Consider the following 20,896-nt stretch of genomic DNA (forward strand, 5'->3'; position numbering starts at 1 on the left):
CCATGGCTGCCAAAACTGCGCGCGACACCACCTTCCTCGACTGGCCCTTCTTCGACGATCGCCACCGCGCCTTCGCCGCCGATCTCGAGAGCTGGGCCGAAGCCAACGCCGCCACGGTCAATCTGCACGGCGACCATGATCTGGACGGCGACTGTCGGCGCATCCTCAAGGCCTTGGCCGACGGCGGCTGGCTCAAGAACGCCGTGCCCGACGCCAACGGCAAACTGGACGTGCGCACCCTGTGCCTGACGCGCGAGACGCTGGCGCGCCGCTCGGGCCTCGCCGATTTCGTCTTTGCCATGCAGGGGCTGGGCACCGGCCCGATCAGCCTGTTCGGCACCGACGACCAGAAGGCCCGCTGGCTGCCCGGTGTGGCTTCGGGCGAAACCATCGCCGCCTTCGCCCTGTCCGAACCCGAGGCCGGGTCCGACGTCGCCGCCCTGTCGACCAGCGCCCGTCGCGACGGTGACGGCTGGGTGCTGGACGGGACCAAGACCTTCATCTCCAACGGCGGCCTCGCCGACCGCTACACCGTCTTCGCCCGCACCGGCGAAGCGCCCGGGGCCAAGGGGCTCAGCGCGTTCGTCGTCGACGCCGACACGCCCGGCTTCGAAATCGTCGAACGCATCCCGCTGATGGCTCCGCATCCACTGGCGACGATCCGCTTCGACAACTGCCGCGTCGACGGCGACCGGCTGCTGGGCGAGGCCGGTCAGGGCTTCCGCATTGCCATGGCCACGCTGGACGTGTTCCGCTCGACCGTCGCCGCGGCGGCGCTGGGCTTCTCGCGCCGCGCCTTTGATGAGGCCGCCGCCCGCACCACCGCCCGCACCCTGTTCGGCGCGCCGATGAGCGATCTGCAGCTGGTGCAGGCCTCGCTGGCCGAGATGGCGTTGAAGATCGACGCCTCGGCCCTGCTGATCTACCGCGCCGCCTGGCTCAAGGATCAGGGCGCGCCGCGGGTGACGCGCGAAGCCGCCATGGCCAAACTCTACGCCACCGACGAGGCCCAGGCCGTGATCGACGCGGCGGTGCAGTTGTTCGGCGGCCTTGGCGTCGTCTCCGGAAACCCGGTCGAGCGGCTGTATCGCGAGATCCGGGCCCTGCGCATCTATGAGGGGGCCTCGGAGGTGCAGAAGATCGTCATCGCCCGGCAGGCACTGGCGGCGATGGCGGGAGGGAGCTGATGGCCCGCAGCGCGCATCTCGACCGGTTCGTGCTGGACCACCTGCCGCCGCCGGAGCAGCAGCCCGACCTGATCTTCGACCGCCCCGAGCTGGCCTATCCCGAGCGCCTGAACGCCGGCACCGAACTGCTGCGCCGCGCCGTCGCCGCCGCCGGTCCCGAGGCCCGCGCGCTGATCGACCATGATCTCGAGTTTTCATGGGGCCGGGTCGACGCCATCTCCAGCCGGATGGCGCGGGTGCTGGTCGAGGACATGGGTCTGGTCCCCGGCAACCGTGTCCTGCTGCACAGTCCGAACTCCGCCTGGACGGTGCTGGCCTGGTTCGCGATCCTGAAAGCCGGCGGCGTCGTCGTCGCCACCATGCCGATGCTGCGCGCCGCCGAACTGGCCAGCGTCATCGACAAGGCCCGCATCAGCCACGCCCTCGTCTATGAATCCCTCGTCGCGGCGGTGACCGAGGCGCAGGCGACCGCGCCGTCGCTCGTTCAGGTCATGGACTCGGCGGCGCTGCAGAAGGCGGCGCAGTCGCAGCCGGCGGGCATCGGGTTCGACGCGGTCGACACCGCCGCCGACGACCCCGCCCTGATCGCCTTCACCTCCGGCACCACCGGCCAGCCCAAGGGCTGCGTCCACGGGCACCGCGACATCCTCGCCATGGCCGACACCTTCGGCCGCCATATCGTCGGCCTGACCAGCGACGACATCGTCGTCGGCACCCCACCGATCGCCTTCACCTTCGGTCTCGGCGGACTGGTGGTGTTTCCGGCTGCGGTCGGGGCCGCCACCGCCTTCGCCGCAAAGCCGGGTTTCGACACCTTGGCCGAAACCATCGCCCGCCATCGTGCCACCGCCATCTTCACCGCCCCGACCGGCTATCGGGCCCTGATGAAGCTGACGGACATGCATGACCTGTCCTCTCTGGACACCTGCGTCTCGGCCGGTGAGGCCCTGCCCGCTGCCACCTCCGATGCCTGGTTCGACGCCACCGGCGTGCGCATCATCGACGGCATCGGCTCGACCGAGATGATCCACGTCTTCATTTCGGCCAGCGGTGACGCGATCCGCCCCGGTGCCACCGGCAGGCCCGTCCCGGGCTATGAGGCCCGCATCATCGACGCGGACGGCAAACCCCTGCTGGCCGGTGAGACCGGACGGCTGGCGGTGCGCGGCCCCACCGGCTGTCGCTATCTCGATGACGCGCGTCAGGCGGCCTATGTCCAGGACGGCTGGAACCTGACCGGCGATGTCTACCGCCAGGACGACGACGGCTATTTCTGGTTTGTAGCCCGGGCCGACGACATGATCGTCTCGTCCGGCTACAACATCGGCGCGCCCGAGGTGGAGAACGCCCTGCTGACCCACCCTGCCGTGGCCGAGGCCGCCGTGATCGGCGTGCCGGACGAGGAACGCGGCCAGATCATCAAGGCCTTCGTCGTGCTCGACGCTCCACACACGGCATCTGACGCCCTGAAGTGCGAGCTCCAGACCCATGTGAAGAACGTCATCGCCCCCTACAAATACCCCCGCGCCCTCGCCTTCGTGGACGCTCTGCCCAAGACCCAGACCGGCAAGTTGCAACGCTTCCGGCTCAAGGCGGACGCATGACCGGCCAGATCTTCACCTGCGAACGGCGCGTGCGCTTCGCCGACTGCGACGCCGCCGGCATCGTCTTCTTCCCGCGCTATTTCGAGATGCTCAACGGCGTGGTCGAGGACTGGTTCGCGGGGCCACTGGCGACGTCGTTCCGGACCCTGCACACGGACCTGGGTGTCAGCGTGCCGACGGCAGCGATCGAGGCCCGTTTCATCGTCCCGTCGCGGCTGGAAGACGACCTGACCTTCAGCCTTGGCGTGACACGATTGGGCGGGGCCTCGTGCAGCCTGCATCACCGGATTGCGGCGGGGGACGATTTGCGGTTCGAAGCGACCCAGACCCTTGTTTTCGTCGGACGGTCGCTGAAGCCCGAACCCTGGCCCGAGGCGTTGCGTGCCCGGATCACCCCTTATCTGGAGACCACCGCATGAACCGGGTTTTGTTGCCCGAGGGCTGGCCGCGGCCGAAAGGTTATTCCAATGGCATTGTCGCCGAAGGTCGGATGGTGTTCGTCGCCGGCCTGATCGGCTGGACCCCGGACGGAGCCTTTCCAGACGGCGGTTTCGTGGCGCAGTTTCGTCAGACCATCGTCAATACCCTGGCTGTTCTGGCCGAAGCCGGGGCCGGACCCGAACACATGGTGCGGATGACCTGGTACGTTGTCGACAAGCGCGAATATCTGGCCTGTCTGCGTGAAATCGGAGCGGTCTGGCGAGAACTGATCGGACCCCACTATCCGGCCATGGCCGTGGTCGAGGTCGGGGGGCTGATCGAGGACGCGGCGCGCATCGAGATCGAGACCACGGCCGTGATCGGCTGAGCCTCACCGGCGCGGGCGATCGGTCCCGGAACCGACCCGGATCAGGCGGTCGAACGTGCCGTCGCCAGACTGGCATGGGTCGCACCGGCCGCGGCGGCGAGCACGACCTGTCTCTGTCCCGAAAGACCGAAAATCAATACCCCCTTGGTCGAGGCCCGGCGACCACGCAGCAGGGGCTTTATCCAGTGCAGGAAGGAGACATCGCCCTCAAGCGATTTGGGGGCTTCGTAACAGACGCCGCTGATGTTGCGGTCAGCGGCGATGGGAAGATAGTCCGGGTTTTCGGTGTCCCCACGAACCACGACCCGCATGCAATGGGATTTCAGCTCTGTCAGGGCCGCGGCGGCGCTAACCGGGCTGGCCCCCTCGGCATCAGTCAGCTCGCAAAGAATACCGTGTTCAACCTCCAGCCGCATGGAGGCGAGCATGTCGAATATCTCCCGGGCCCGTTCCTGGTTGGTAATGCTCGAACAGGCGATGGGTACGACAAGAATCGGCACCTCGTCGCCGGCCTGTTCAGCCTGAACCCGGTCGATGCTCCGCGCGATGGCACTGATATCAAGCAGATATTTGTCTCGGCTGGACAAACTGCGTCTTTCGCCGGCATCGAGCAATGCGCCGGTCGCCGTCAGCATGACGCGGCTGTTGACCCGCAACCCGATCTTCTGTCCCGTCTTCAGCTGGATCAACGGTTCCAGCGTGCAGGACACACGGGCCGCGCGACCGTCAGAGAGGCAAAATTCCGTCTGACGCTGTGTTGTGTCGGCAGCGCTAAGCTCTGCCTGGCTCGCCGCCTCATCAGCCGCCGCAGGGTTGAGCCGGTCGCCGAGCACGGAGTCATTTTCAATGCGGGTGACGACGTGAACGATCACGTCTTCATCCTCATATTGTTCAAGGAAGTATGCCAACGCCTGGCGAAGACTGTTCAGGCATATCGCCTGACCGATCCGGGGGTCCGTATCCGGCTGGGTCACCATGATGGTGGTGTCTGAAATTCTGACATAAAGCGCGGTCGCGCTCATCTTGCGCAGAAGCAGCTCTTCGAGATGACTGAACACCTCCTCCTGATGAGCCCGCCAGGTTTTTCGGAACCTGGTCGCAATGCCTTCCAGGGAAATGACGCACACCTTCCCCATGGCGATGAGATGTTTGTCACCAGACCTCGTCAGCGTTGAGAGATCATCGTCTGTAATTTCAGAATTCGGCATAGTATCCAGCAAGAAATACTGCGTTCAGTAGCACCCAACCCTATCAATCCGGTCGAATATCAGGATGTTTCATGATGGCTATCAAATGATTTAGCCACCTCTGCTCCGCAGCATTCTGTCTGCGAGCCTGTGCACAAGAGGGCCACATCCGCCCGTCTGCGGGCCCGGACGTGGATTCGCCCCGGCCGGAGATCACCGGACCGAACTACCCTGCGTCTGCCCCGCATCAAACAGCCGCAAACCTGGGCCCGCACCCGCATCAAGATCAAACACCACGCCAAGGGAGCGGAATGCCGTCATCAAGGCGATCACGGTTCTCGTCGTTGCCTCGATGGGCCCCTTGAACCGCTCCAGACGCTTGATCGTTTGAAGACTCAGGCCCGACACTCGTGCGAGTTCGCTCTGCTCAATCCTGGACAAGGCACGCGCAGCACGGATCTGTTCACCGGTAAGAATACTGTAAGACATGATTGAATCCCAACTATCTCAGACTTCATCTCAAGTCTGGATAGTGACCCAATTCGAATAGGAATTATCCCCCGGGTGATACCGGGGGGGTCCCGGGGGATAGTCGGGAGGGAAATCAGAGGCCGGCGCGCAGCGCGATCTGGACCAGCATCGACAGGTTCTCGGCCCCGGTTTTGTTCATTACATTGGCGCGGTATTCTTCAACGGTTCTGTGGCCGATGCCCAGATCGCGCGCGATCATCTTGTTGGAATTGCCGAGGACCAGTCCCTCCAGAACCTCCCTTTCCCGTCCTGATAAGGAATCGATCGCCTGGCGCGCTTGGCGATTCGCAGCGTCCTGATCAGCGTCGCTGGCCTGGCTATCGATCGCCACCCGGATGCAGCGCAGCAACGCGGTGTCTTCGAACGGTTTTTCGAGAAAGTCGATCGCCCCCTTCTTCATGGCCTCAACCGCCAGGGACACGTCACCATGGCCGGTAATGACCACGACCGGATGATTGACCTCCATGGATTTGAGGCAAGCCATCATTTCAAGGCCATCCATGCCGGGCATCCGTACATCGGTGACGATACAACCCGGAGGCAGATCCGGCGCGACAGCCATAAAGGCTTCGGCACTCTGGTATCCCCGCGCCTCCAGACCGGCGCTCACGAGAAGCAGTTGCAGGGAGGCCAGAACGGCCGGATCGTCATCGATCAGGTGCACCACGGGATCAGGCGGCGACAGCGGCATCCCCCCCTCCGAAAACAGGCAGGGTGAATCTGAAGGTCGCCCCCGGTCCTGGTGCCGGATCCAGCCAGATCTTGCCACCATGGGCTTCAACAATGTCCCTGGAAATCGACAGTCCGATTCCAAGCCCCGCCGTCTTGGTCGAGACAAACGGCTGAAGCAACCGATCGACGACTTCAGGTGCGATGCCCGGTCCGTTGTCAGTAATTTTCACCTCGATGAACCCTCCGACCCGACGCGCGACAATCTCCAATTTCTGTCGGCAGTCGACCTCCTCCATCGCCTCAATGGCATTGCGTATGAGATTGACCAGCACCTGTTGAATCTGGATCGGGTCAATAAAAACCGAAACCAGATCAGGCTCAATATCGACATCGAGCCACCCCTCCGCAGCCCCGACTGTGGCCAGTACCACCGCCTCGTCAACCAGGGATTCGACATTGCATTCCCGACGACGGGACTCATTCTTCGCAACGAAATCCCGAAGGCCACTGATGATCCGTCCCGCGCGCCGGGCCTGCTCAGCGGCCCCCCTCAGGGCATCCCCGACCAGTAGCGGATCCTGCGGATGCTGCTGCATCAGGCGCGCCGAGGCCGACACATAGTTGGAAATCGCGATCAGCGGCTGGTTCAGCTCATGAGCCAGGGCAGACGCCATCTGCCCCATCGCCGTCAGCCGGGACATATGAATGAGCTGGGACTGGAGAGCCGTAAGCTTGTGCTGGGCCGCCAGCTCGTCACTGAGGTTTCGGCAGAAACCGGTGAGGAGTTTCTCCTGGTTCGACCGCCTCGGGGACACCGAAAGTTCGACTTCAAAGGTCGATTCATCTTTCTTCTGCCCCAGCGTAATGCGCGGCCGACCAAACCCGTCATGTTCGCCGTCGCGGGCGGCGGACGCCAGACAGGTCTCGATCACCACGCGCGCTTGCGGCGGAAACAACAGCCAGACGGGGCGGTCCCTGATCTCCTCCGCGCGCCAGCCGAACATCGCCTCTGCGGCGGCGCTGAAGAAATGCACCTTTCCCGATACATCAAACAGAAACACCGCCGCCGGGACACTGTCGAGAATGGCCTGCTGCCGTTCATGTAGTCTGGCTGTTTCCTGACGGGATCGATGATAACGATCGGCGACGAACGCGACCCCTCCACAAAACAGCAGGAAAGCGCCGGCACCAATGCCGCCGACCGGCTGGAAGAAGAGCAGGGCCCCAATCAGAATGAAGGCCGTAGCCGCTGCTATCAGGCCAATTCCGAGGGCCCCGAAAAATCCCCTCAGGATCACAATGAAGGCGACAACCGGCACCATCAGCAGGAAGATCATCTTCGGCGAAAAAATCTCCGCAAAGACGAGGCCGATAAAAAGACTGACCAACAGGGCCGTGGCCGCACCGACAAACGGGATGGTGGTCCGGCTGAATCGGTGCCGCCCGCGTTCCGGCAGGTGCGTGCTCAAAACAAAATCCTGTTCGGTCGCGTTGGCGCTTGGGATTTGAGTCTGCACTTTTTATACGCCAGACCAAAGCGGAAGTCATGACCTTGAGGGATAATTTTAACTCCCCTCATGTACAATGCTCCATGCCGAATGTAATATTTACTTGGGTTCAGAGAACTGAACAACAGCTCTGCGATCTGTATTTTAAACGCCAGATTATCAGTGAACTTAACGTGCCGTTCTACTTTCCATGACCATAAAAACCACGGGTAACCTGGTTGCCCGGCTGTGAAATGGTCGCTCGCCCGTGAAGGGCGGACTGTCTCCAGTTCAATCGCGAACGAGAACCCATGCCGCATTCCCTAGCTACCGTCGCTGAAATCCGAATCCTGGTGGTTGATGATTCAGCCGTCGTGCGGGGTCTGATTTCGCGTCAACTCGCCGCCGAAAACGGCATGACCGTCGTCGGGACAGCGGCCAACGGCGAGCTGGCCTTGTCGGAACTGACCCGGAAGCAGGTCGACATCGTGGTGCTCGATATCGAAATGCCGGTGATGGACGGCCTGACCGCACTGAAACAGATCGTTCAGCTGTACCCCAAGATTCGCGTCATCATGGCGTCGACGCTGACACGCCGTAACGCCGAAATCAGCCTGACAGCCTTGAACCTGGGAGCCGCCGACTATGTGGCCAAGCCTGAAAGCGGACTGGGCTCGGCCGAGGAGTTCAAGCGCGAACTGGCCTCGAAGATACGGGCGCTGGCACCGAAACGCAGCGCCTTCGTTCCCCCGGTGGTCACCCCGGCCGGTGCGCCTGCGGGGACGGTCACAGCGGCTCCGATGGCCCGGCCAGCCGGCCCCCTTCCTGCGGTCGGCACCCGACCGATCAAGACCAAGCCGAACATCATCGCCATCGGATCGTCGACCGGTGGACCCCCGGCGTTGATGAAGGTCTTCGAATCCCTGCGCGGGGCCGTCGAACAGCCGATCCTGCTGACCCAGCACATGCCTGCGACCTTCACTGCCCTGCTGGCGGAACAACTGTCCAGAATCGGTGACCGTCCCTGTGCCGAAGGCAAGGACGGTGAGCGGATCCTGCCGGGCCGCTGCTACGTCGCTCCCGGGGGCTGGCATATGGTCGTGGCCCGCGACGGGGCCCACCCCATCCTGCGTCTGAACCAGGAACCGCCCGAGAATTTCTGCCGCCCGGCGGTCGATCCGATGTTCCGCTCTGTCGCCAAGGTCTACGGCTCGGGCGTGCTCGGACTGATCCTGACCGGCATGGGATCCGACGGAGCCCGCGGCTGCGAGGCCGTTGTTCAGGCCGGCGGCCATTTCGTCGTTCAGGACGAGGAATCCAGCGTGGTCTGGGGCATGCCCGGAGCCGCCGCCGCAACCGGCCTTGCCGATCAAATCCTGCCTCTCAATCAAGTCGGACCCTGGGTCCGGCGTATCTCTGGAATGACCTCATGACCGGCCCCGATTTCGACCATTTCTGTCGCCTGATACGGCAACGGTCCGGCCTCGTGGTCACCCCGGAGAAGGCTTATCTGGTAGCCAGCCGGCTGAGTCCGCTCGCGCGCTCTGAAGGTATGGCCAATGTCGAGGCCCTGCTGGCCACGATCCGCAAGAGCTCGCCCGAGGCGTTGATTCAACGCTGCGTGGACGCCATGGCCACCCATGAATCCTATTTCTTCCGCGACGCCACGCCATTTGAACAGCTGGCGGCCAACGTCCTCCCCCCCATGATCGAAGCGCGACAGACCCAGCGCAGCCTCAGAGTCTGGTGTGCCGCCTGCTCCAGCGGCCAGGAGCCCTATTCGGTCGCCATGATCCTGCAGGAAATGGGGCCGCGGCTGGCCGGCTGGAAGCTGGAAGTCCTGGCCACGGACATGTCCGAGCCGATCCTCCAGAAGGCCAGGGAAGGCGTCTATAACGATTTCGAGGTCAAACGTGGCCTGTCGCCAGAACGGCAGGCACGCTGGTTCAAGCCTGTTCCCGACGGCTGGAAGGTGTCGAGCGTCCTGCAACAGATGGTTCAGTTCCGCCCGCACAACCTGCTCCAGGGCACCACCGGCATGGGCATGTTCGACATCATCTTCTGCCGCAATGTGCTGATCTATTTCGACGTCGAACATAAGCGACAGATCCTGGAACAGATCGGCCGCGCCATGCCGTCCGACGGAGCCCTGTTCCTCGGCAGCGCCGAGACCGTTCTGGGGGTCACCACAGCCATTGAGTCGACGCCGGGTGTCCGGGGCCTCTACCGCAAGGCCGGCATCCACATGGCCAAGTCGGCCTGATTACCGGGCCGCGGCCGCAGACGTCCGCAAGACTTCCCGTTCCTGACACACAGGCCGTTCCGGTTTCCGGGACGGCCTGTTTTGTTTGGCCCTGTCAGACGCCGCCGCCGTAGCGGCGACCTCCCCGGCCCCGTCCCTCAGGCAAGCCCTGCAGTCACCCTACCAACCCCCAACACGAGGGTGCTGTGGGGGGCATGCAAGGCGCAGGTCCCGGACGGGAAGAGGCACCCAACCATCCCCGCGATCACCTGCGCGCCCGCTATCCCCCAAACGAAACCGGCCCGGCCCATCTGACGATGGACCGGGCCGGGTCTTGATGGGCTTGAGCCGATCCCCGGGGCGAACCCCGGGGCCGGTGTCGACTAGAGTAGGCCGTCGACCTCGGTGCTCAGGGCTTCGGCCTGGGTGGCCAGTTCGCCCGAAGCGGTCAGCAGCTGGGCCGAGGCGGCGCTGGTCTGTGCCACCCCTTCGTTCAGGCCCTGGATGTTGGAGGACACTTCCTGGGTACTGGCGGCGGCCTCGGTCACATTGGCCGAGATTTCGCCGGTGGCCGCGGACTGTTCTTCAACCGCACTGGCGATGGCGGCGGCGATTTCTGCCACCTTGCCGATGGTGTCGGCGATGCCCTGGATGGCCGAGACCGATGTGCTGGTCGCCGCCTGCATGGCCGAGACTTCCGAGGAAATCTCGTGGGTCGCCTTGGCCGTCTGGTCGCTGAGGCTCTTGACCTCGGAGGCAACGACCGCGAAGCCCTTGCCGGCGTCGCCGGCGCGAGCCGCCTCGATCGTGGCGTTCAGGGCCAGCAGCTTGGTCTGACCGGCGATGTTGTTGATCAGGGTGACCACATTGCCGATCTTCTGCGCTGCCTCGGCGAGGGTCTGGATCGCCGCCCTGGTGGTGTCCGTCTCGCTCACCGCGCGCTGGGTGATGTTGGTCGATTCTGCGACCTGACGTGCGATCTCGGAGATCGAGGCCGACAACTCTTCACCGGCGGCGGACACGGTCTGCACATTGCTGGACGCGACCTGGGCCGCATTGGCGACGGCCGCGGCCTGGGTGGTGGCTTCGGCAGCGGTGCGGGCCATCGACTCTGCGGTCGCCCGCATTTCCGACGAGGCCGAGGAGACGATGTTCGAGATCTCCTTGACCCGCTCGGCGACCTTGCGGGTCAGGGTAATGTCCGAAGCGTACTTCATCACCTTCATCGGCTTGCCGTTGGCATCGTTGATGGGGTTGTAGCTGGCCTGGATCCAGACCTCACGGCCGCCCTTGGCGATACGCTTGTACTGGCGGGCGTCGTGTTCGCCGCGGTTCAGCTTTTCCCAGAAGGCCTTGTATTCCGGTGCGCTGCGTTCAACCGGATCAACGAACATACTGTGGTGCTGCCCCTGGATCTCGTCGAGTGAGTAGCCGAGGGTGGTCAGGAAGTTGGCGTTGGCAGACACGATCGTGCCGTCCATCTGGAACTCGATGACGGCCTGAGCCTTGCTGATCGCGGCCATCTGATTGGCCAGATCCGTGTTCAGCGCGTCAGCCGCGCGGACCTCGGTGACATTGGACCATTCGAGGGAGTTGCCGACGTGCGCGCCAGCCTCGCTCATGGCCGCGTTGACCGACAGGTGGAAGATCACATCACTGATGTGGATGTCCGTCTCGAACGGCAGCTGCGAGGCGTCCCCCGTCAGGCGACGTTGAATAGCCGGGTCCTTCAGGAAGCTGGAGACGCTGGTGCCGACCAGTTTTTCCGGATCGAACTCGGCGCACACGGTCCGGACGGCACCCGCGGTGCCGCGCATCAAATCGTTGACGCTGTCGTTGGCGTAGAGAACGTTCATCTCACGGTCGACCATCATGAAGGCGGTGTTCATGGTGTCGACGGCACCCTGGGTCTTCAGCCCCTCGGCCCGCTCATTGACCATCTTGGTGATGTCAGTGGCATATTTGACCACCTTCATCGGCTTGCCCGCCGTGTCCTTGATCGAGCAGTAACTAGCCTGGATCCACACCTCGCGGCCGTCCTTGGCGATACGCTTGAACTGGCGCGTGAAGGAATCACCCCTGGCCAGTTGATCCCAGAAGGTCCGATATTCCGGCGTGTTCTTTTCAGCCGGATCGACAAACAGGCTGTGATGCTGGCCGCGAACCTCGGCCAGGGTATAGCCCAGCGTGTTCAGAAAATTGTCGTTGGCGTCCAGAATGGTACCGTCCAGCTGGAATTCGATGACCGCCTGCGATGTGCGGATGGCCTCAACCTGCCCGCGGAAATCTTCCAGCATGGCTTCGAAATTCTCGGCGTCGTCTTTAGTGGCGGTGGCGGTCGACATGGTATGTCCTTTTTGGTGTCTGCCGACCCGAGGGGCGGCGGTGATTTGGGCTAATGGGGCGGCGTCAGGCGGCTAGGCTGTTGGATGTACTGGGCGTGAGCGTGAGAACCTGATCGATGTTCAGAACCAGGAGCAGATCGCCCTCGAGGCGGTAGAGTCCGCTGCACACGCTCCGCCACTGGGGCGACAGGGTTGCAGGGCCCGCTTCATGTTCGCTGGGCTCAAGCCACAGGACATCGCCGACGTCATCAACGACCAGGGCATAGAGCTCACCGCCATGCTCGACGATCACGCTCATGGAGCGATCCTCGGGCTCACGCTGGGGCATGCCCAGACGACAGCGCATGTCGATAGCCGTCACGATACGGCCGCGAAGATTGAGCGACCCGGCCACTTCCGGCGGACTGAGCGGGACCCGGTTGATCGGGGTCTCGGCGATGACATCCTGAACCGACAGGACGGGCACGCCGAAGGCCTGCTTCCCGACCTTGATCGAGACAAGCCCTTCGGTTGAGTCGGTGGCGACCAGTGAGTTTTCGGCCCGGATAGTCATGCGGCTCCTCTCATTTCGCCAAGGGCGCCGGAGACGGCGTCCAGAAGGGTGGTTTGATCCACGCCGCCCGGCCCACCGGATCCGCCGGGGGTGACGGTGTTGTGGAAGGCCAGGCTCAGCAGCGGCGTCTTGTGCCAGCTGGATGCGCGGGCGAATGCGGTGGCGAAGCCCTGGGCCTCTTCCGGGCTGGAGGTGTCGGCCATGATCAGGTGGAACTGCTCACCCGAGTCATAGAGGCCGAGCGCCGCCTCGGGATCCGCCGCCACCGTCACCTCATAGCCCGCCTGGGCCAGAAGCGGCCGGAGCAGCAGCTGGGAGAAGGGACTCTGGTCGACCAGCAGCAGACGCCGGCTGCCGGCACCGGGTGCCGACGGTGCAGCCGGAGCCGCGGAGGCTGCCGCTGCGGTCGCAGCGGCGGCCGTAGCCGTAGCCGTGGCCGGGCTTGCAGCAGGGGCGTTCGCCGGATCGGCAAAGGCGGGGGCCCCCTCTTCCTGAAGGGCCTGACGCCAATAGTAGGGCACGTCGATCAGTTCGGTCGCCACGCCGCCGATGATGAGACCGCCCAGGGCACCCGCACCGTTGGCGGCCATGTCCGTCTTCAATACGCTTTCGACGATATCGACGATCTCATTGACCAGCAGACCGACGGCGCGATCCTCGCGGGCGAAGACCAGCAACGGTCGCTTCTCGTCACCCTCCCAGCTGCTGGCCGGTTCGGCGTCGGAGCCGATAATCGGCATCAACTTGCCGCGATACTGGATGACGCTTCGTCCGTCGATCCACTCGATCTGTTCGGCACCGAGCTCCTCGATCCGCGCCACACTGGCCAGCGGCGCAGCCTTGAGACTGTCGTTGGCCGCCCGGAACACCAGAAGGGCGGACAGGGCCTCGCCCTTGGCGGCATCCTCAAGCGCCTCGTCCACCAGACCGGCCGTCCCCTGTCCGGCCCCTGCTTCGGTCGAAACACCCTTCAGGTCGAGGATCAGAATGACGGCCCCATCCCCGAGAATGGTCGCGCCGGAATAGAGCTTCAGATGCCGCAGCACGGTGGCGACCGGCTTGACCACGATTTCCTCGGTGTCGAACACGCGATCGACGATGACCCCGAAGTTGAACGAACCGACACGCGCCACGATGATACAGGTTTCGCCCGAGGGCTCGCCGGCGGGCTCCAGGCCCAACAGGTCCTGCAGCGAAATCAGGGGCAGGAGCCGGTCGCGCAGTCGCAACACCGCGACCCCGTCGATAAACTCGATGGTGCGTCCCGAGCCATCACTGGCGCTGACCAGCTCGACCAGACTGGATTGCGGCATGGCAAACCGCTCGCCGCAACATTCGACGATCAGGGCCGAGACGATGGTCAGCGTCAGGGGGATGCGGATGGTGAAGGTGGTGCCCTGCCCCTCAACGGATGTCAGTTCGATGGCGCCGCCGATCTTTTCGATATTGGTTCGCACCACATCCATGCCGACACCACGCCCTGAAACAGACGTGACTTCGGAAGCGGTGGAGAGACCCGGCAGGAAGATCAGTTGACGGGCCTCAATGTCGGACATCTGCTCGGCCTGGGCCGGCGTGACGATGCCCGAGGCGAGGGCCTTGGCCCGCAGCTTTTCGGCCGGAAGGCCCCGACCGTCGTCGGAAATCTCGATGACGATGGCCCCGCCCTCGTGGCGGGCCTGCAGGGAGATGCGACCGGATTCGCCCTTTCCGGCGGCCAGTCGCTCCTCGGGGGTTTCCAGTCCGTGGTCCGCAGCGTTGCGGATCATGTGCGTCAACGGATCCTTGATCAGCTCCAGAACCTGACGGTCCAGTTCGGTGTCCTGACCGTGCATGCTGAGATCAATGGTCTTGCCCAGATCCTGGGCCAGGTCGCGGACCAGCCGCGGCAGCTTGGCCCACGCCCCGCTGATCGGCTGCATCCGCGTAGTCATCACGCCTTCCTGCAGCTCGCTGGTCACCTGATTCAGGCGATTCAGGGGAGCTGCAAACGCACTCTCCGGCTCGAGGCGAAGGGTCTGGATCAACTGATTCCGGATCAGGACCAGCTCACTGACGACGGTCATCAGGTGTTCCAGCGCATCGACGCTGACCCGGATCGTCTGCGCCGGCCCTGAAGACTCGGTCTCCGCCTTTGCGGAAACGGCGGGAGCGGACGGCGAGGAAGCGGTTACTGGTGCAGGCATGGGGTTTGGCATGGGGTCCGGTACTGGTGTGGGCGAGGAACTCTCGGCCAGGGAAGCGACATCCGCCGCCGGCAGATCGTCCGACAGAACGTCTTCTTCTTCGTGCTCGGCAGCTTCAATCGACGGCTCTTCCGCCGCCACAGCGGGAAGCTGCACAAGCACCCGGAGCCGCTCCAGCGGCGCATCGGCGATGTCGAGCTCGCGCATGGCCACGACGACCATGTTGAAGACAGATTCGATTTGATGATCCGCGATCAAGCCGTCGGTGACATCCGACATGGCTCGCACGAAAGCGTCCGAGGGCTCCGACTTGCGGGCCTGTCCGCAAAGACTGTCGCGTACCGCGGCCTGCAGGCGATCAGGGTCCAGGTGGCCAAACAAGGGCCCGAGGTCACCCTCGGACTGCATCCGCACCAGAATGGATTCCGTGGCTGCGTCCAGGGTCGCATCGCCGCCAAGCTGTTCGATCAGGTTGCGGCCGTCAGCGGCAGGAGCCGCATCCTTGTCCGCCGCCGCCTCGGACGGCGCAGCGGCCTCGACCTCCCCGCCTTCCAGAAACGCCTCCATGCGTGCGATCAGCGCGGAGTCGTCCCCAGCAGGTTCACTGCCGGTCGCCGCGAGCGCGTCAGTAATGGACCGGATCAGGTCGACTGTATCGAGAACGGCCGAAACCGCCGCCGGCGTCACCGCCAGATCACCGTCCCGGAACGCACCCAGTACGTTCTCGGCGGCATGGGCGACATTCTGCAGGCGCGACAATCCCAGAAACCCGCAGGTTCCCTTGATCGTGTGGATCAGACGAAAGATCCCGCCCAGCGTTTCAGGGTCATCCGGCGACTGTTCGAAACGAACCAGCTCGCTGTCCAGAGCCTCAAGCCCCTCGCGCGTTTCCGCGATGAAATCTGTAACCAGGTCGTCCAATTGCCACCCCCGCTCCGGGATATCCGGATCAAACCGGCATGCTTAACGAGGGGGGATGTTCGGTTAATGTGGGTTTAAGATCGAAGAACCGCGAACTTCGAATTAGCTACAAAGTACTCTGGGTTTAAATATAGAACGCCAGGCACAACCAGGAATTGGACTCGACGCCGACTCTAAACTTGTATTTATTATACCTCAGGGACATTTTCGCGCCCCACAGGCGCTTACGGTCGCTAATAATGGAGTCGCCTCTAAAAATAATCGGCGGAATACAGGGAATGCCTGACCGCTAATCGTAACCGCCTTAACCACTACGTTACGGATCACATAGTAAACGGAGGCCCTAACCGAGACCGAAAGAGAGCTGCGATGGCGGTAGACAAATCCATGAACGTGCTCGTCGTTGACGATTACAAGACGATGATTCGCATTGTTCGCAGCTTGCTGGAGCAGCTGGGTTTCAAGAATATAGACGAGGCCCTCGATGGCCCCTCGGCCCTGGAAAAAATTCGCCAGAATGAATACGGCCTGATCCTGTCAGACTGGAACATGGTGCCGATGACCGGCTACGAACTGCTCCAGGCAGTGCGCGCCGACCCTCGCACCAAGGACACGCCCTTCGTCATGGTCACCGCCGAGGTGAAGACGGAAAACGTCGTGGCCGCCCGTCAGGCGGGCGTAAACAACTACATCATCAAACCATTCACGCTCGCGGTGCTGAAGCAGAAGCTGACCGCTGTCCTTGGGGAGCTCTGACGTGGCCGAAAAAGAAGCACATGCGATCGTTCTGACTGTCCGCGGCGAAATCGAACAGGCCGCAGACACTATATTGTCCGCAGCGGAACAGTGCCTGAAGGATGCCGGCGCGGCCCGTGAGGGCGAATCCGGTGCATTCGATCGTCTCGAACAGTCTCTCTGCGCCATCCTCGAGGCCTGCGCCTTCCAGGACATCACCGGTCAGCGATTGACCAAATTGCACACCATGCTCGACACTCTGTCCGTAAAGGGTGTCGACGCCGACCCGCTACTGAACGGACCCGCCCTTTCCGGGGAAGGTCTGGATCAGGGAGCCGCCGACCGTCTCATGGCTACCCGCTAACTCACCGTCAATCGCCGCTTCATCAAGGCAAACACATTGGCTTCCTCTCGAATCGACCTGCGTAAGTCCAAGGTCCTTCTGGTTGATGACAACCCGCAGTCCCTGGAATTGCTGTCACAGATCCTGACCGGGTTCAGGGTTCGTCAGATCACACCTTGCCGGTCCGCCAGCGAGGCCAAGCCCATGCTTGCGCTCGAACGCTTTGATCTGATTCTCATCGATTTCGACATGGAGGAGGAAGACGGTGTCGCCCTGGTCCGCCATATCCGCTCCCAGGACAAAGAGCCTAACTACACGACCCCGATCGTGGTCATGCACGGCTACACGCCCCATCACATGGTCACCAAGGTCCGGGACGCCGGTGCCAATCTGGTGGTGAAAAAGCCCCTGGCTCCCGGCATCCTGCTGAAACGAATCGAATGGGTAGCGAGAAGCCACAGAGACTTCGTCTCCGCACCGAACTTCACCGGCCCTGATCGTCGCTTCAAGGCCGGCGTGGGCTCGGAGCAGGGGGAGGAACGTCGCGCCGACGCCCTGGCCCTGGTTTCCGATCCCGACCGCGCCCTGTCCCAGGACGACATCAGCGCGCTGTTCGGATAGGGCGACGGTATGAGCAAGGTTCACATATTCCGGCCGGTAAATTTTTTGGCAAACATCTTCAAGACGTCCGATGCACCGACGACGGATCAACTGATTGCCGACGCCACCGTGCGCGTCATCAAGATGGAAGATTCAATCCGCACCTTCGTCGCGGAAAAAATCGCGATCATTGAACCATTCGCCGAGGAAACCGACGAAGCGCTGGATGCCGCTCACCAGACCATCGGGACCTCGGCGATGAACATCGCCGAGGTCGCCGGGGCGGCCAGAATGGAGGCCATCGGAGAGATCGCCCGCGGGATCGCGGTCATGGTCGACGGCAAGAAGGCCCGCGACGTCTGGCACACTGAAGCACTGCGTGTGCATATCCGGGCGCTGAAACGACTCGATACGACCGCCAGCGAGACGAGCGACGAGGACAATCTGATCGCCGAAAACCTGCGCCTGATGCGGACTGCAATCGGTCTGCAGCACTAGGAATTTTTGCTCTAGAGCAAGTGCTCTGGTTTCCCCGCTGAATAGACGTCGAACCTGATGTCACACGGGAAATACCCGCGTCTGTTTGACGACCCCATAAGCAAAGCTGCTGTCGATCGAGGCGATCCCCGGGATGGCGTGAATCCGTCGGCGGATGAAATCCTCATAGGCTTCCAGACTATGGGTCAGGACCCGCAGCAGATAGTCATCCCCGCCAGCCAAAAGATAACAATCCAGCACCTCCTCGATACGACCGATCTGCTGCTCGAAAATCCTTACGCCTTCATCCGAATGCCGCTCCAGCCGAATACGGATGAATACGGTGATCGGCAGACCGCAGGCCTTCTGGTCGACCAGGGCGGTATAGCCGGTGATGACCCCTTCCGCCTCAAGGTTGCGTAACCGCCGCAGGCACGGGGACGGCGACAGGTTGACCCGCTCGGCCAGATCCTGATTGCTGAGCCGCCCATCCTTCTGAAGCTCGCGAATGATCTGACGGTCTTTGATGTCCATTTCGCGAGTCCTCAGCAGGATATGCCAATGAATGGCAATCAGAGGGTCAATATCGCAAGAAACTGCGGGTTCAGCTACGGCATAATAGCCGGAGCACAGGAACTCGCCCATGTCCGACCAATCTTCCGGCTTCGCCACCCGCGCCATCCATTTCGGCTATGATCCGCTGGACGAACAGGGGGCCCTGACCCCGCCCCTGCATCTGTCGTCGACCTTTGCCTTCGAAACGGCCGAAGCGGGAGGCGAGATGTTCGCCGGCACCCGCGAGGGGCATTTCTATTCGCGTATCTCCAACCCGACCACCGATCTGCTGGAGCGACGACTGGCCATCCTTGAAGGCGCGGAAGCCGGCGTGGCCACGGCCTCGGGCATGGGGGCGATCACCGCGGTGCTATGGACCTTCCTCAGCCCCGGCGACGAGCTGGTCACCGACACGACGCTTTACGGCTGCACCTTTTCCTTCCTGCGCCATGGCCTGGCCCGCTTCGGGATCACCGTCACCCACGTCGATATGACCGACCTCCAGGCCGTGGCCGCCGCCGTCAGCGCACGAACCCGGATCGTCTATTTCGAGACACCAGCCAACCCCAACATGCAGCTGGTTGATATCGCCGCCGTTTCCGCCATTGCACGCGCGGCCGGAGCCCGCACGGTGGTCGACAATACCTACGCCACGCCGGTCCTGACCCGGCCGATCGAATTGGGAGCCGACATCGTGGTCCATTCAGCGACCAAATATCTGGGCGGTCATGGTGATCTGGTCGGTGGGCTGGCGGCGGGCAGGACCGATGACATGACCCAGGTCCGACTGGTCGGCGTCAAGGATATGACCGGTGCGGTGATGTCGCCGTTCAACGCCTTCCTGGTTCTTCGCGGGCTCAAGACCCTGCAGGTCCGGCTGCAGCGGCACTGCGGTTCAGCCAGGACTCTGGCCGCCTGGCTGGAGGCTCATCCGGCCGTCGCGGCAGTCCATTATCCGGGCCTGGAAAGCTTTCCCCAGCATACCCTCGCCTGCCGACAGATGTCCGACTTCGGCGGCATGATCGCTCTGGAACTGCACGGGGGGATGGCAGCCGGCGTGCGGATGATGAACCGCCTGAAGATGATCCGTCGTGCCGTGTCTCTGGGCGATGCGGAAACCCTGGTTCAGCACCCCGCCAGCATGACCCATTCGACCTATACGCCCGAGGAACGCCTGCTGCACAAAATCTCGGACGGCCTGGTCAGGCTTTCCGTCGGGCTTGAGGAGGAGGAGGACATCATTGCCGACCTCGCCCAGGCTCTCTCCTAGACTTTCCTCTTGACCTTGGCCCCGGCGGTTGCCGTCGAGCGACGATCAGACCGACGCCGTTCGTCCTTCCGCATGCCCCCGTTCAGCATCATCAATTCCAGCCGAACCTCGATCAATCGCTCCTCAAGGGCCCCAAGGGCCAGAACCACGATCGAGGTGCCCATGGCCGCGGCGGCCAGACCCAGACTGATCACGGGCAAGATATCGGCCAGCATGGCACCTGCCAGCAGGATGAGCGCAAACAGGCTGCCGGAGACGGCCAGTCCGTAGGCTCCCAGAAGTTTCATCAGGGACCGCCGTGGTGCCGAGGCATTGATGCGGTTGCCGGATCGCCGACGATCCTTGCCACGTCGCGCCGCTGGCATCCGACGCTCACCGGACCCGGAACCTGCATCCGCCGCTTCGCCTGCTGCATTCACCTCGATAACCATCGTCATCACCCCGTGGAATTCAGTTAATCAGACGTGTGCCGCCCGGATTTGGCCCCACACCATCAGGTACGGGAACATTGGAAGTCTCGTAACTGGCGTTGATATAGAGGGACGGAGTGCCCTTGAGTTCAAGGTATTTCGCCACAATGACCGTCCCGGCCTGTCGAAGAAAAGCCAACATCACTTCCCGCCAATCGAGCCTGGTTGTTCATCGCCGGAAAGAACGATGCGATCATCGATCTGACCGAAGGGGCGGCATCAGCATTAAGTATTTGTCTTAGCGAAATGGTGCGGGCTGCGCCGTGAAGATGGGAGCGGAGGGCGACATGGCCATTATCGTAATCGTCGACGACGACCCAACCATCTGCATGATCGCGACGGAAATGCTCCGCAGCGAAAACTATGCCATCGTCGAGGCCTCCGACGGTGAGGAGGCGCTGGCGGTCATCTCCATCCTGCCGGTCGATCTGGTCATCCTCGACATGCTGATGCCCCACAAGGACGGTCTGGAAACCATCACCGAATTGAAGGCGACCCGGCCCGACGTGAAGATCCTGGCCATTTCTGCGGGCGGCGGCATGGAGATCAGCCTGTTGCTCCGTACCGCCCTTTCCTTGGGAGCTGACGAAGCCCTGTCCAAGCCCCTGAACAAGGAGAGCTTCGTGCACACCGTTGCCCGGATTCTGGGCGAAGGGGTGGGGGTGCCGGTAGCGGACAGGAACAGCAAGAGCGGTAGCTAGAGCGTTCTCCGTTCTGATCGAG

General features: G+C 63.0%; 21 protein-coding genes. 12 read left to right on the plus strand and 9 right to left on the minus strand.

Going from position 1 to position 20,896, the window contains the following annotated elements; all coding sequences use genetic code 11:
• The first annotated feature begins 2 nt into the window (after positions 1 to 2).
• The 4 genes from AAC050_RS06210 to AAC050_RS06225 are packed head-to-tail and all read left to right on the plus strand — an operon-like array spanning position 3 to position 3,599.
• Positions 3 to 1,187, plus strand: a complete 1,185-nt coding sequence (locus tag AAC050_RS06210; RefSeq protein WP_339914198.1) for an acyl-CoA dehydrogenase family protein — start codon at positions 3 to 5, stop codon at positions 1,185 to 1,187.
• Complete coding sequence (locus AAC050_RS06215) at positions 1,187 to 2,791, plus strand: AMP-binding protein (protein WP_339914199.1); 1,605 nt, start codon at positions 1,187 to 1,189, stop codon at positions 2,789 to 2,791. The genes AAC050_RS06210 and AAC050_RS06215 overlap by 1 nt, the downstream gene beginning before the upstream one ends.
• Positions 2,788 to 3,210: a thioesterase family protein gene (locus tag AAC050_RS06220; RefSeq protein ID WP_339914200.1), complete on the plus strand. Its 423-nt coding sequence runs from the start codon at positions 2,788 to 2,790 to the stop codon at positions 3,208 to 3,210. Before AAC050_RS06215 ends, AAC050_RS06220 begins: the two co-directional genes overlap by 4 nt.
• Positions 3,207 to 3,599 carry a RidA family protein gene (locus AAC050_RS06225; RefSeq protein WP_339914201.1) on the plus strand — a complete coding sequence of 131 codons (393 nt, stop codon included), beginning with the start codon at positions 3,207 to 3,209 and terminating at the stop codon, positions 3,597 to 3,599. Before AAC050_RS06220 ends, AAC050_RS06225 begins: the two co-directional genes overlap by 4 nt.
• A 41-nt stretch (positions 3,600 to 3,640) precedes the next feature.
• Here AAC050_RS06225 and AAC050_RS06230 read toward each other — a convergent pair whose 3' ends face one another.
• The 4 genes from AAC050_RS06230 to AAC050_RS06245 form a co-directional block, all read right to left on the minus strand.
• Positions 3,641 to 4,807, minus strand: a complete 1,167-nt coding sequence (locus tag AAC050_RS06230; RefSeq protein ID WP_339914202.1) for a hypothetical protein — start codon at positions 4,805 to 4,807, stop codon at positions 3,641 to 3,643.
• Between the two features lie 192 nt (positions 4,808 to 4,999).
• Entirely contained in the window at positions 5,000 to 5,275 is a 276-nt protein-coding gene (locus AAC050_RS06235) for a helix-turn-helix transcriptional regulator (RefSeq protein ID WP_339914203.1), read from the minus strand.
• A gap of 115 nt (positions 5,276 to 5,390) precedes the next feature.
• Entirely contained in the window at positions 5,391 to 5,981 is a 591-nt protein-coding gene (locus AAC050_RS06240; RefSeq protein WP_339914204.1) for a response regulator, read from the minus strand.
• A gap of 7 nt (positions 5,982 to 5,988) precedes the next feature.
• A complete protein-coding gene (locus tag AAC050_RS06245; RefSeq protein ID WP_339914205.1) occupies positions 5,989 to 7,506 on the minus strand; it encodes an ATP-binding protein in 1,518 nt (505 codons plus the stop codon).
• 281 nt (positions 7,507 to 7,787) lie between these two features.
• On the opposite strand from AAC050_RS06245, the gene AAC050_RS06250 reads away from it, so the two are divergent.
• Both AAC050_RS06250 and AAC050_RS06255 read left to right on the plus strand, forming a co-directional pair.
• Entirely contained in the window at positions 7,788 to 8,909 is a 1,122-nt protein-coding gene (locus AAC050_RS06250; protein WP_339914206.1) for a chemotaxis response regulator protein-glutamate methylesterase, read from the plus strand.
• The gene (locus AAC050_RS06255) at positions 8,906 to 9,739 is read left to right on the plus strand and encodes a protein-glutamate O-methyltransferase CheR (RefSeq protein WP_339914207.1); all 834 of its coding nucleotides are present in this window, start codon (positions 8,906 to 8,908) and stop codon (positions 9,737 to 9,739) included. The genes AAC050_RS06250 and AAC050_RS06255 overlap by 4 nt, the downstream gene beginning before the upstream one ends.
• Before the next feature lie 362 nt (positions 9,740 to 10,101).
• On the opposite strand, the gene AAC050_RS06260 is transcribed toward AAC050_RS06255, so the two are convergent.
• From AAC050_RS06260 to AAC050_RS06270, 3 genes are all read right to left on the minus strand, one after another.
• On the minus strand, positions 10,102 to 12,063 hold the full coding sequence (locus AAC050_RS06260) for a PAS domain S-box protein (protein WP_339914208.1): 1,962 nt from the start codon (positions 12,061 to 12,063) through the stop codon (positions 10,102 to 10,104).
• A gap of 64 nt (positions 12,064 to 12,127) precedes the next feature.
• Complete coding sequence (locus tag AAC050_RS06265; RefSeq protein WP_339914209.1) at positions 12,128 to 12,616, minus strand: chemotaxis protein CheW; 489 nt, start codon at positions 12,614 to 12,616, stop codon at positions 12,128 to 12,130.
• Positions 12,613 to 15,723, minus strand: a complete 3,111-nt coding sequence (locus tag AAC050_RS06270) for a hybrid sensor histidine kinase/response regulator (protein ID WP_339914210.1) — start codon at positions 15,721 to 15,723, stop codon at positions 12,613 to 12,615. The genes AAC050_RS06265 and AAC050_RS06270 overlap by 4 nt, the downstream gene beginning before the upstream one ends.
• A 369-nt stretch (positions 15,724 to 16,092) precedes the next feature.
• On the opposite strand from AAC050_RS06270, the gene AAC050_RS06275 reads away from it, so the two are divergent.
• The 4 genes from AAC050_RS06275 to AAC050_RS06290 are packed head-to-tail and all read left to right on the plus strand — an operon-like array spanning position 16,093 to position 17,899.
• Positions 16,093 to 16,479: a response regulator gene (locus tag AAC050_RS06275; RefSeq protein ID WP_339914211.1), complete on the plus strand. Its 387-nt coding sequence runs from the start codon at positions 16,093 to 16,095 to the stop codon at positions 16,477 to 16,479.
• A 1-nt stretch (position 16,480) separates the two neighbouring features.
• Complete coding sequence (locus AAC050_RS06280) at positions 16,481 to 16,822, plus strand: hypothetical protein (RefSeq protein ID WP_339914212.1); 342 nt, start codon at positions 16,481 to 16,483, stop codon at positions 16,820 to 16,822.
• A gap of 36 nt (positions 16,823 to 16,858) precedes the next feature.
• The gene (locus AAC050_RS06285; RefSeq protein ID WP_339914213.1) at positions 16,859 to 17,422 is read left to right on the plus strand and encodes a response regulator; all 564 of its coding nucleotides are present in this window, start codon (positions 16,859 to 16,861) and stop codon (positions 17,420 to 17,422) included.
• A 9-nt stretch (positions 17,423 to 17,431) separates the two neighbouring features.
• The gene (locus AAC050_RS06290; protein WP_339914214.1) at positions 17,432 to 17,899 is read left to right on the plus strand and encodes a hypothetical protein; all 468 of its coding nucleotides are present in this window, start codon (positions 17,432 to 17,434) and stop codon (positions 17,897 to 17,899) included.
• Between the two features lie 60 nt (positions 17,900 to 17,959).
• Here the strand turns inward: AAC050_RS06290 and AAC050_RS06295 are convergent, their stop codons facing one another.
• The gene (locus AAC050_RS06295) at positions 17,960 to 18,412 is read right to left on the minus strand and encodes an Lrp/AsnC family transcriptional regulator (RefSeq protein WP_339914215.1); all 453 of its coding nucleotides are present in this window, start codon (positions 18,410 to 18,412) and stop codon (positions 17,960 to 17,962) included.
• Between the two features lie 109 nt (positions 18,413 to 18,521).
• Between AAC050_RS06295 and AAC050_RS06300 the strand changes: the two genes are divergently transcribed.
• The gene (locus AAC050_RS06300) at positions 18,522 to 19,703 is read left to right on the plus strand and encodes a methionine gamma-lyase (RefSeq protein WP_339914216.1); all 1,182 of its coding nucleotides are present in this window, start codon (positions 18,522 to 18,524) and stop codon (positions 19,701 to 19,703) included.
• Here the strand turns inward: AAC050_RS06300 and AAC050_RS06305 are convergent.
• Positions 19,700 to 19,990, minus strand: a complete 291-nt coding sequence (locus AAC050_RS06305; RefSeq protein WP_339914217.1) for a hypothetical protein — start codon at positions 19,988 to 19,990, stop codon at positions 19,700 to 19,702. The two genes, AAC050_RS06300 and AAC050_RS06305, sit on opposite strands and share 4 nt — an antisense overlap.
• 470 nt (positions 19,991 to 20,460) lie before the next feature.
• Between AAC050_RS06305 and AAC050_RS06310 the strand changes: the two genes are divergently transcribed.
• Entirely contained in the window at positions 20,461 to 20,874 is a 414-nt protein-coding gene (locus tag AAC050_RS06310; protein ID WP_339914218.1) for a response regulator, read from the plus strand.
• The last annotated feature ends 22 nt before the right edge of the window (positions 20,875 to 20,896 follow it).

The sequence above is a fragment of the uncultured Brevundimonas sp. genome (assembly GCF_963974615.1).
GTDB lineage: Bacteria > Pseudomonadota > Alphaproteobacteria > Caulobacterales > Caulobacteraceae > Brevundimonas.

Bases quoted from the DNA above. Each gene is read 5' to 3' on its own strand.
- AAC050_RS06310 (WP_339914218.1), top strand. From the start codon at position 20,461: ATGGCCATTATCGTAATCGTCGACGACGACCCAACCATCTGCATGATC.
- AAC050_RS06260 (WP_339914208.1), bottom strand. From the start codon at position 12,063: ATGTCGACCGCCACCGCCACTAAAGACGACGCCGAGAATTTCGAAGCC.
- AAC050_RS06235 (WP_339914203.1), bottom strand. From the start codon at position 5,275: ATGTCTTACAGTATTCTTACCGGTGAACAGATCCGTGCTGCGCGTGCC.
- AAC050_RS06220 (WP_339914200.1), top strand. From the start codon at position 2,788: ATGACCGGCCAGATCTTCACCTGCGAACGGCGCGTGCGCTTCGCCGAC.
- AAC050_RS06300 (WP_339914216.1), top strand. From the start codon at position 18,522: ATGTCCGACCAATCTTCCGGCTTCGCCACCCGCGCCATCCATTTCGGC.
- AAC050_RS06265 (WP_339914209.1), bottom strand. From the start codon at position 12,616: ATGACTATCCGGGCCGAAAACTCACTGGTCGCCACCGACTCAACCGAA.
- AAC050_RS06250 (WP_339914206.1), top strand. From the start codon at position 7,788: ATGCCGCATTCCCTAGCTACCGTCGCTGAAATCCGAATCCTGGTGGTT.
- AAC050_RS06230 (WP_339914202.1), bottom strand. From the start codon at position 4,807: ATGCCGAATTCTGAAATTACAGACGATGATCTCTCAACGCTGACGAGG.
- AAC050_RS06210 (WP_339914198.1), top strand. From the start codon at position 3: ATGGCTGCCAAAACTGCGCGCGACACCACCTTCCTCGACTGGCCCTTC.
- AAC050_RS06255 (WP_339914207.1), top strand. From the start codon at position 8,906: ATGACCGGCCCCGATTTCGACCATTTCTGTCGCCTGATACGGCAACGG.
- AAC050_RS06225 (WP_339914201.1), top strand. From the start codon at position 3,207: ATGAACCGGGTTTTGTTGCCCGAGGGCTGGCCGCGGCCGAAAGGTTAT.
- AAC050_RS06215 (WP_339914199.1), top strand. From the start codon at position 1,187: ATGGCCCGCAGCGCGCATCTCGACCGGTTCGTGCTGGACCACCTGCCG.
- AAC050_RS06275 (WP_339914211.1), top strand. From the start codon at position 16,093: ATGGCGGTAGACAAATCCATGAACGTGCTCGTCGTTGACGATTACAAG.
- AAC050_RS06295 (WP_339914215.1), bottom strand. From the start codon at position 18,412: ATGGACATCAAAGACCGTCAGATCATTCGCGAGCTTCAGAAGGATGGG.
- AAC050_RS06305 (WP_339914217.1), bottom strand. From the start codon at position 19,990: ATGAAACTTCTGGGAGCCTACGGACTGGCCGTCTCCGGCAGCCTGTTT.
- AAC050_RS06290 (WP_339914214.1), top strand. From the start codon at position 17,432: ATGAGCAAGGTTCACATATTCCGGCCGGTAAATTTTTTGGCAAACATC.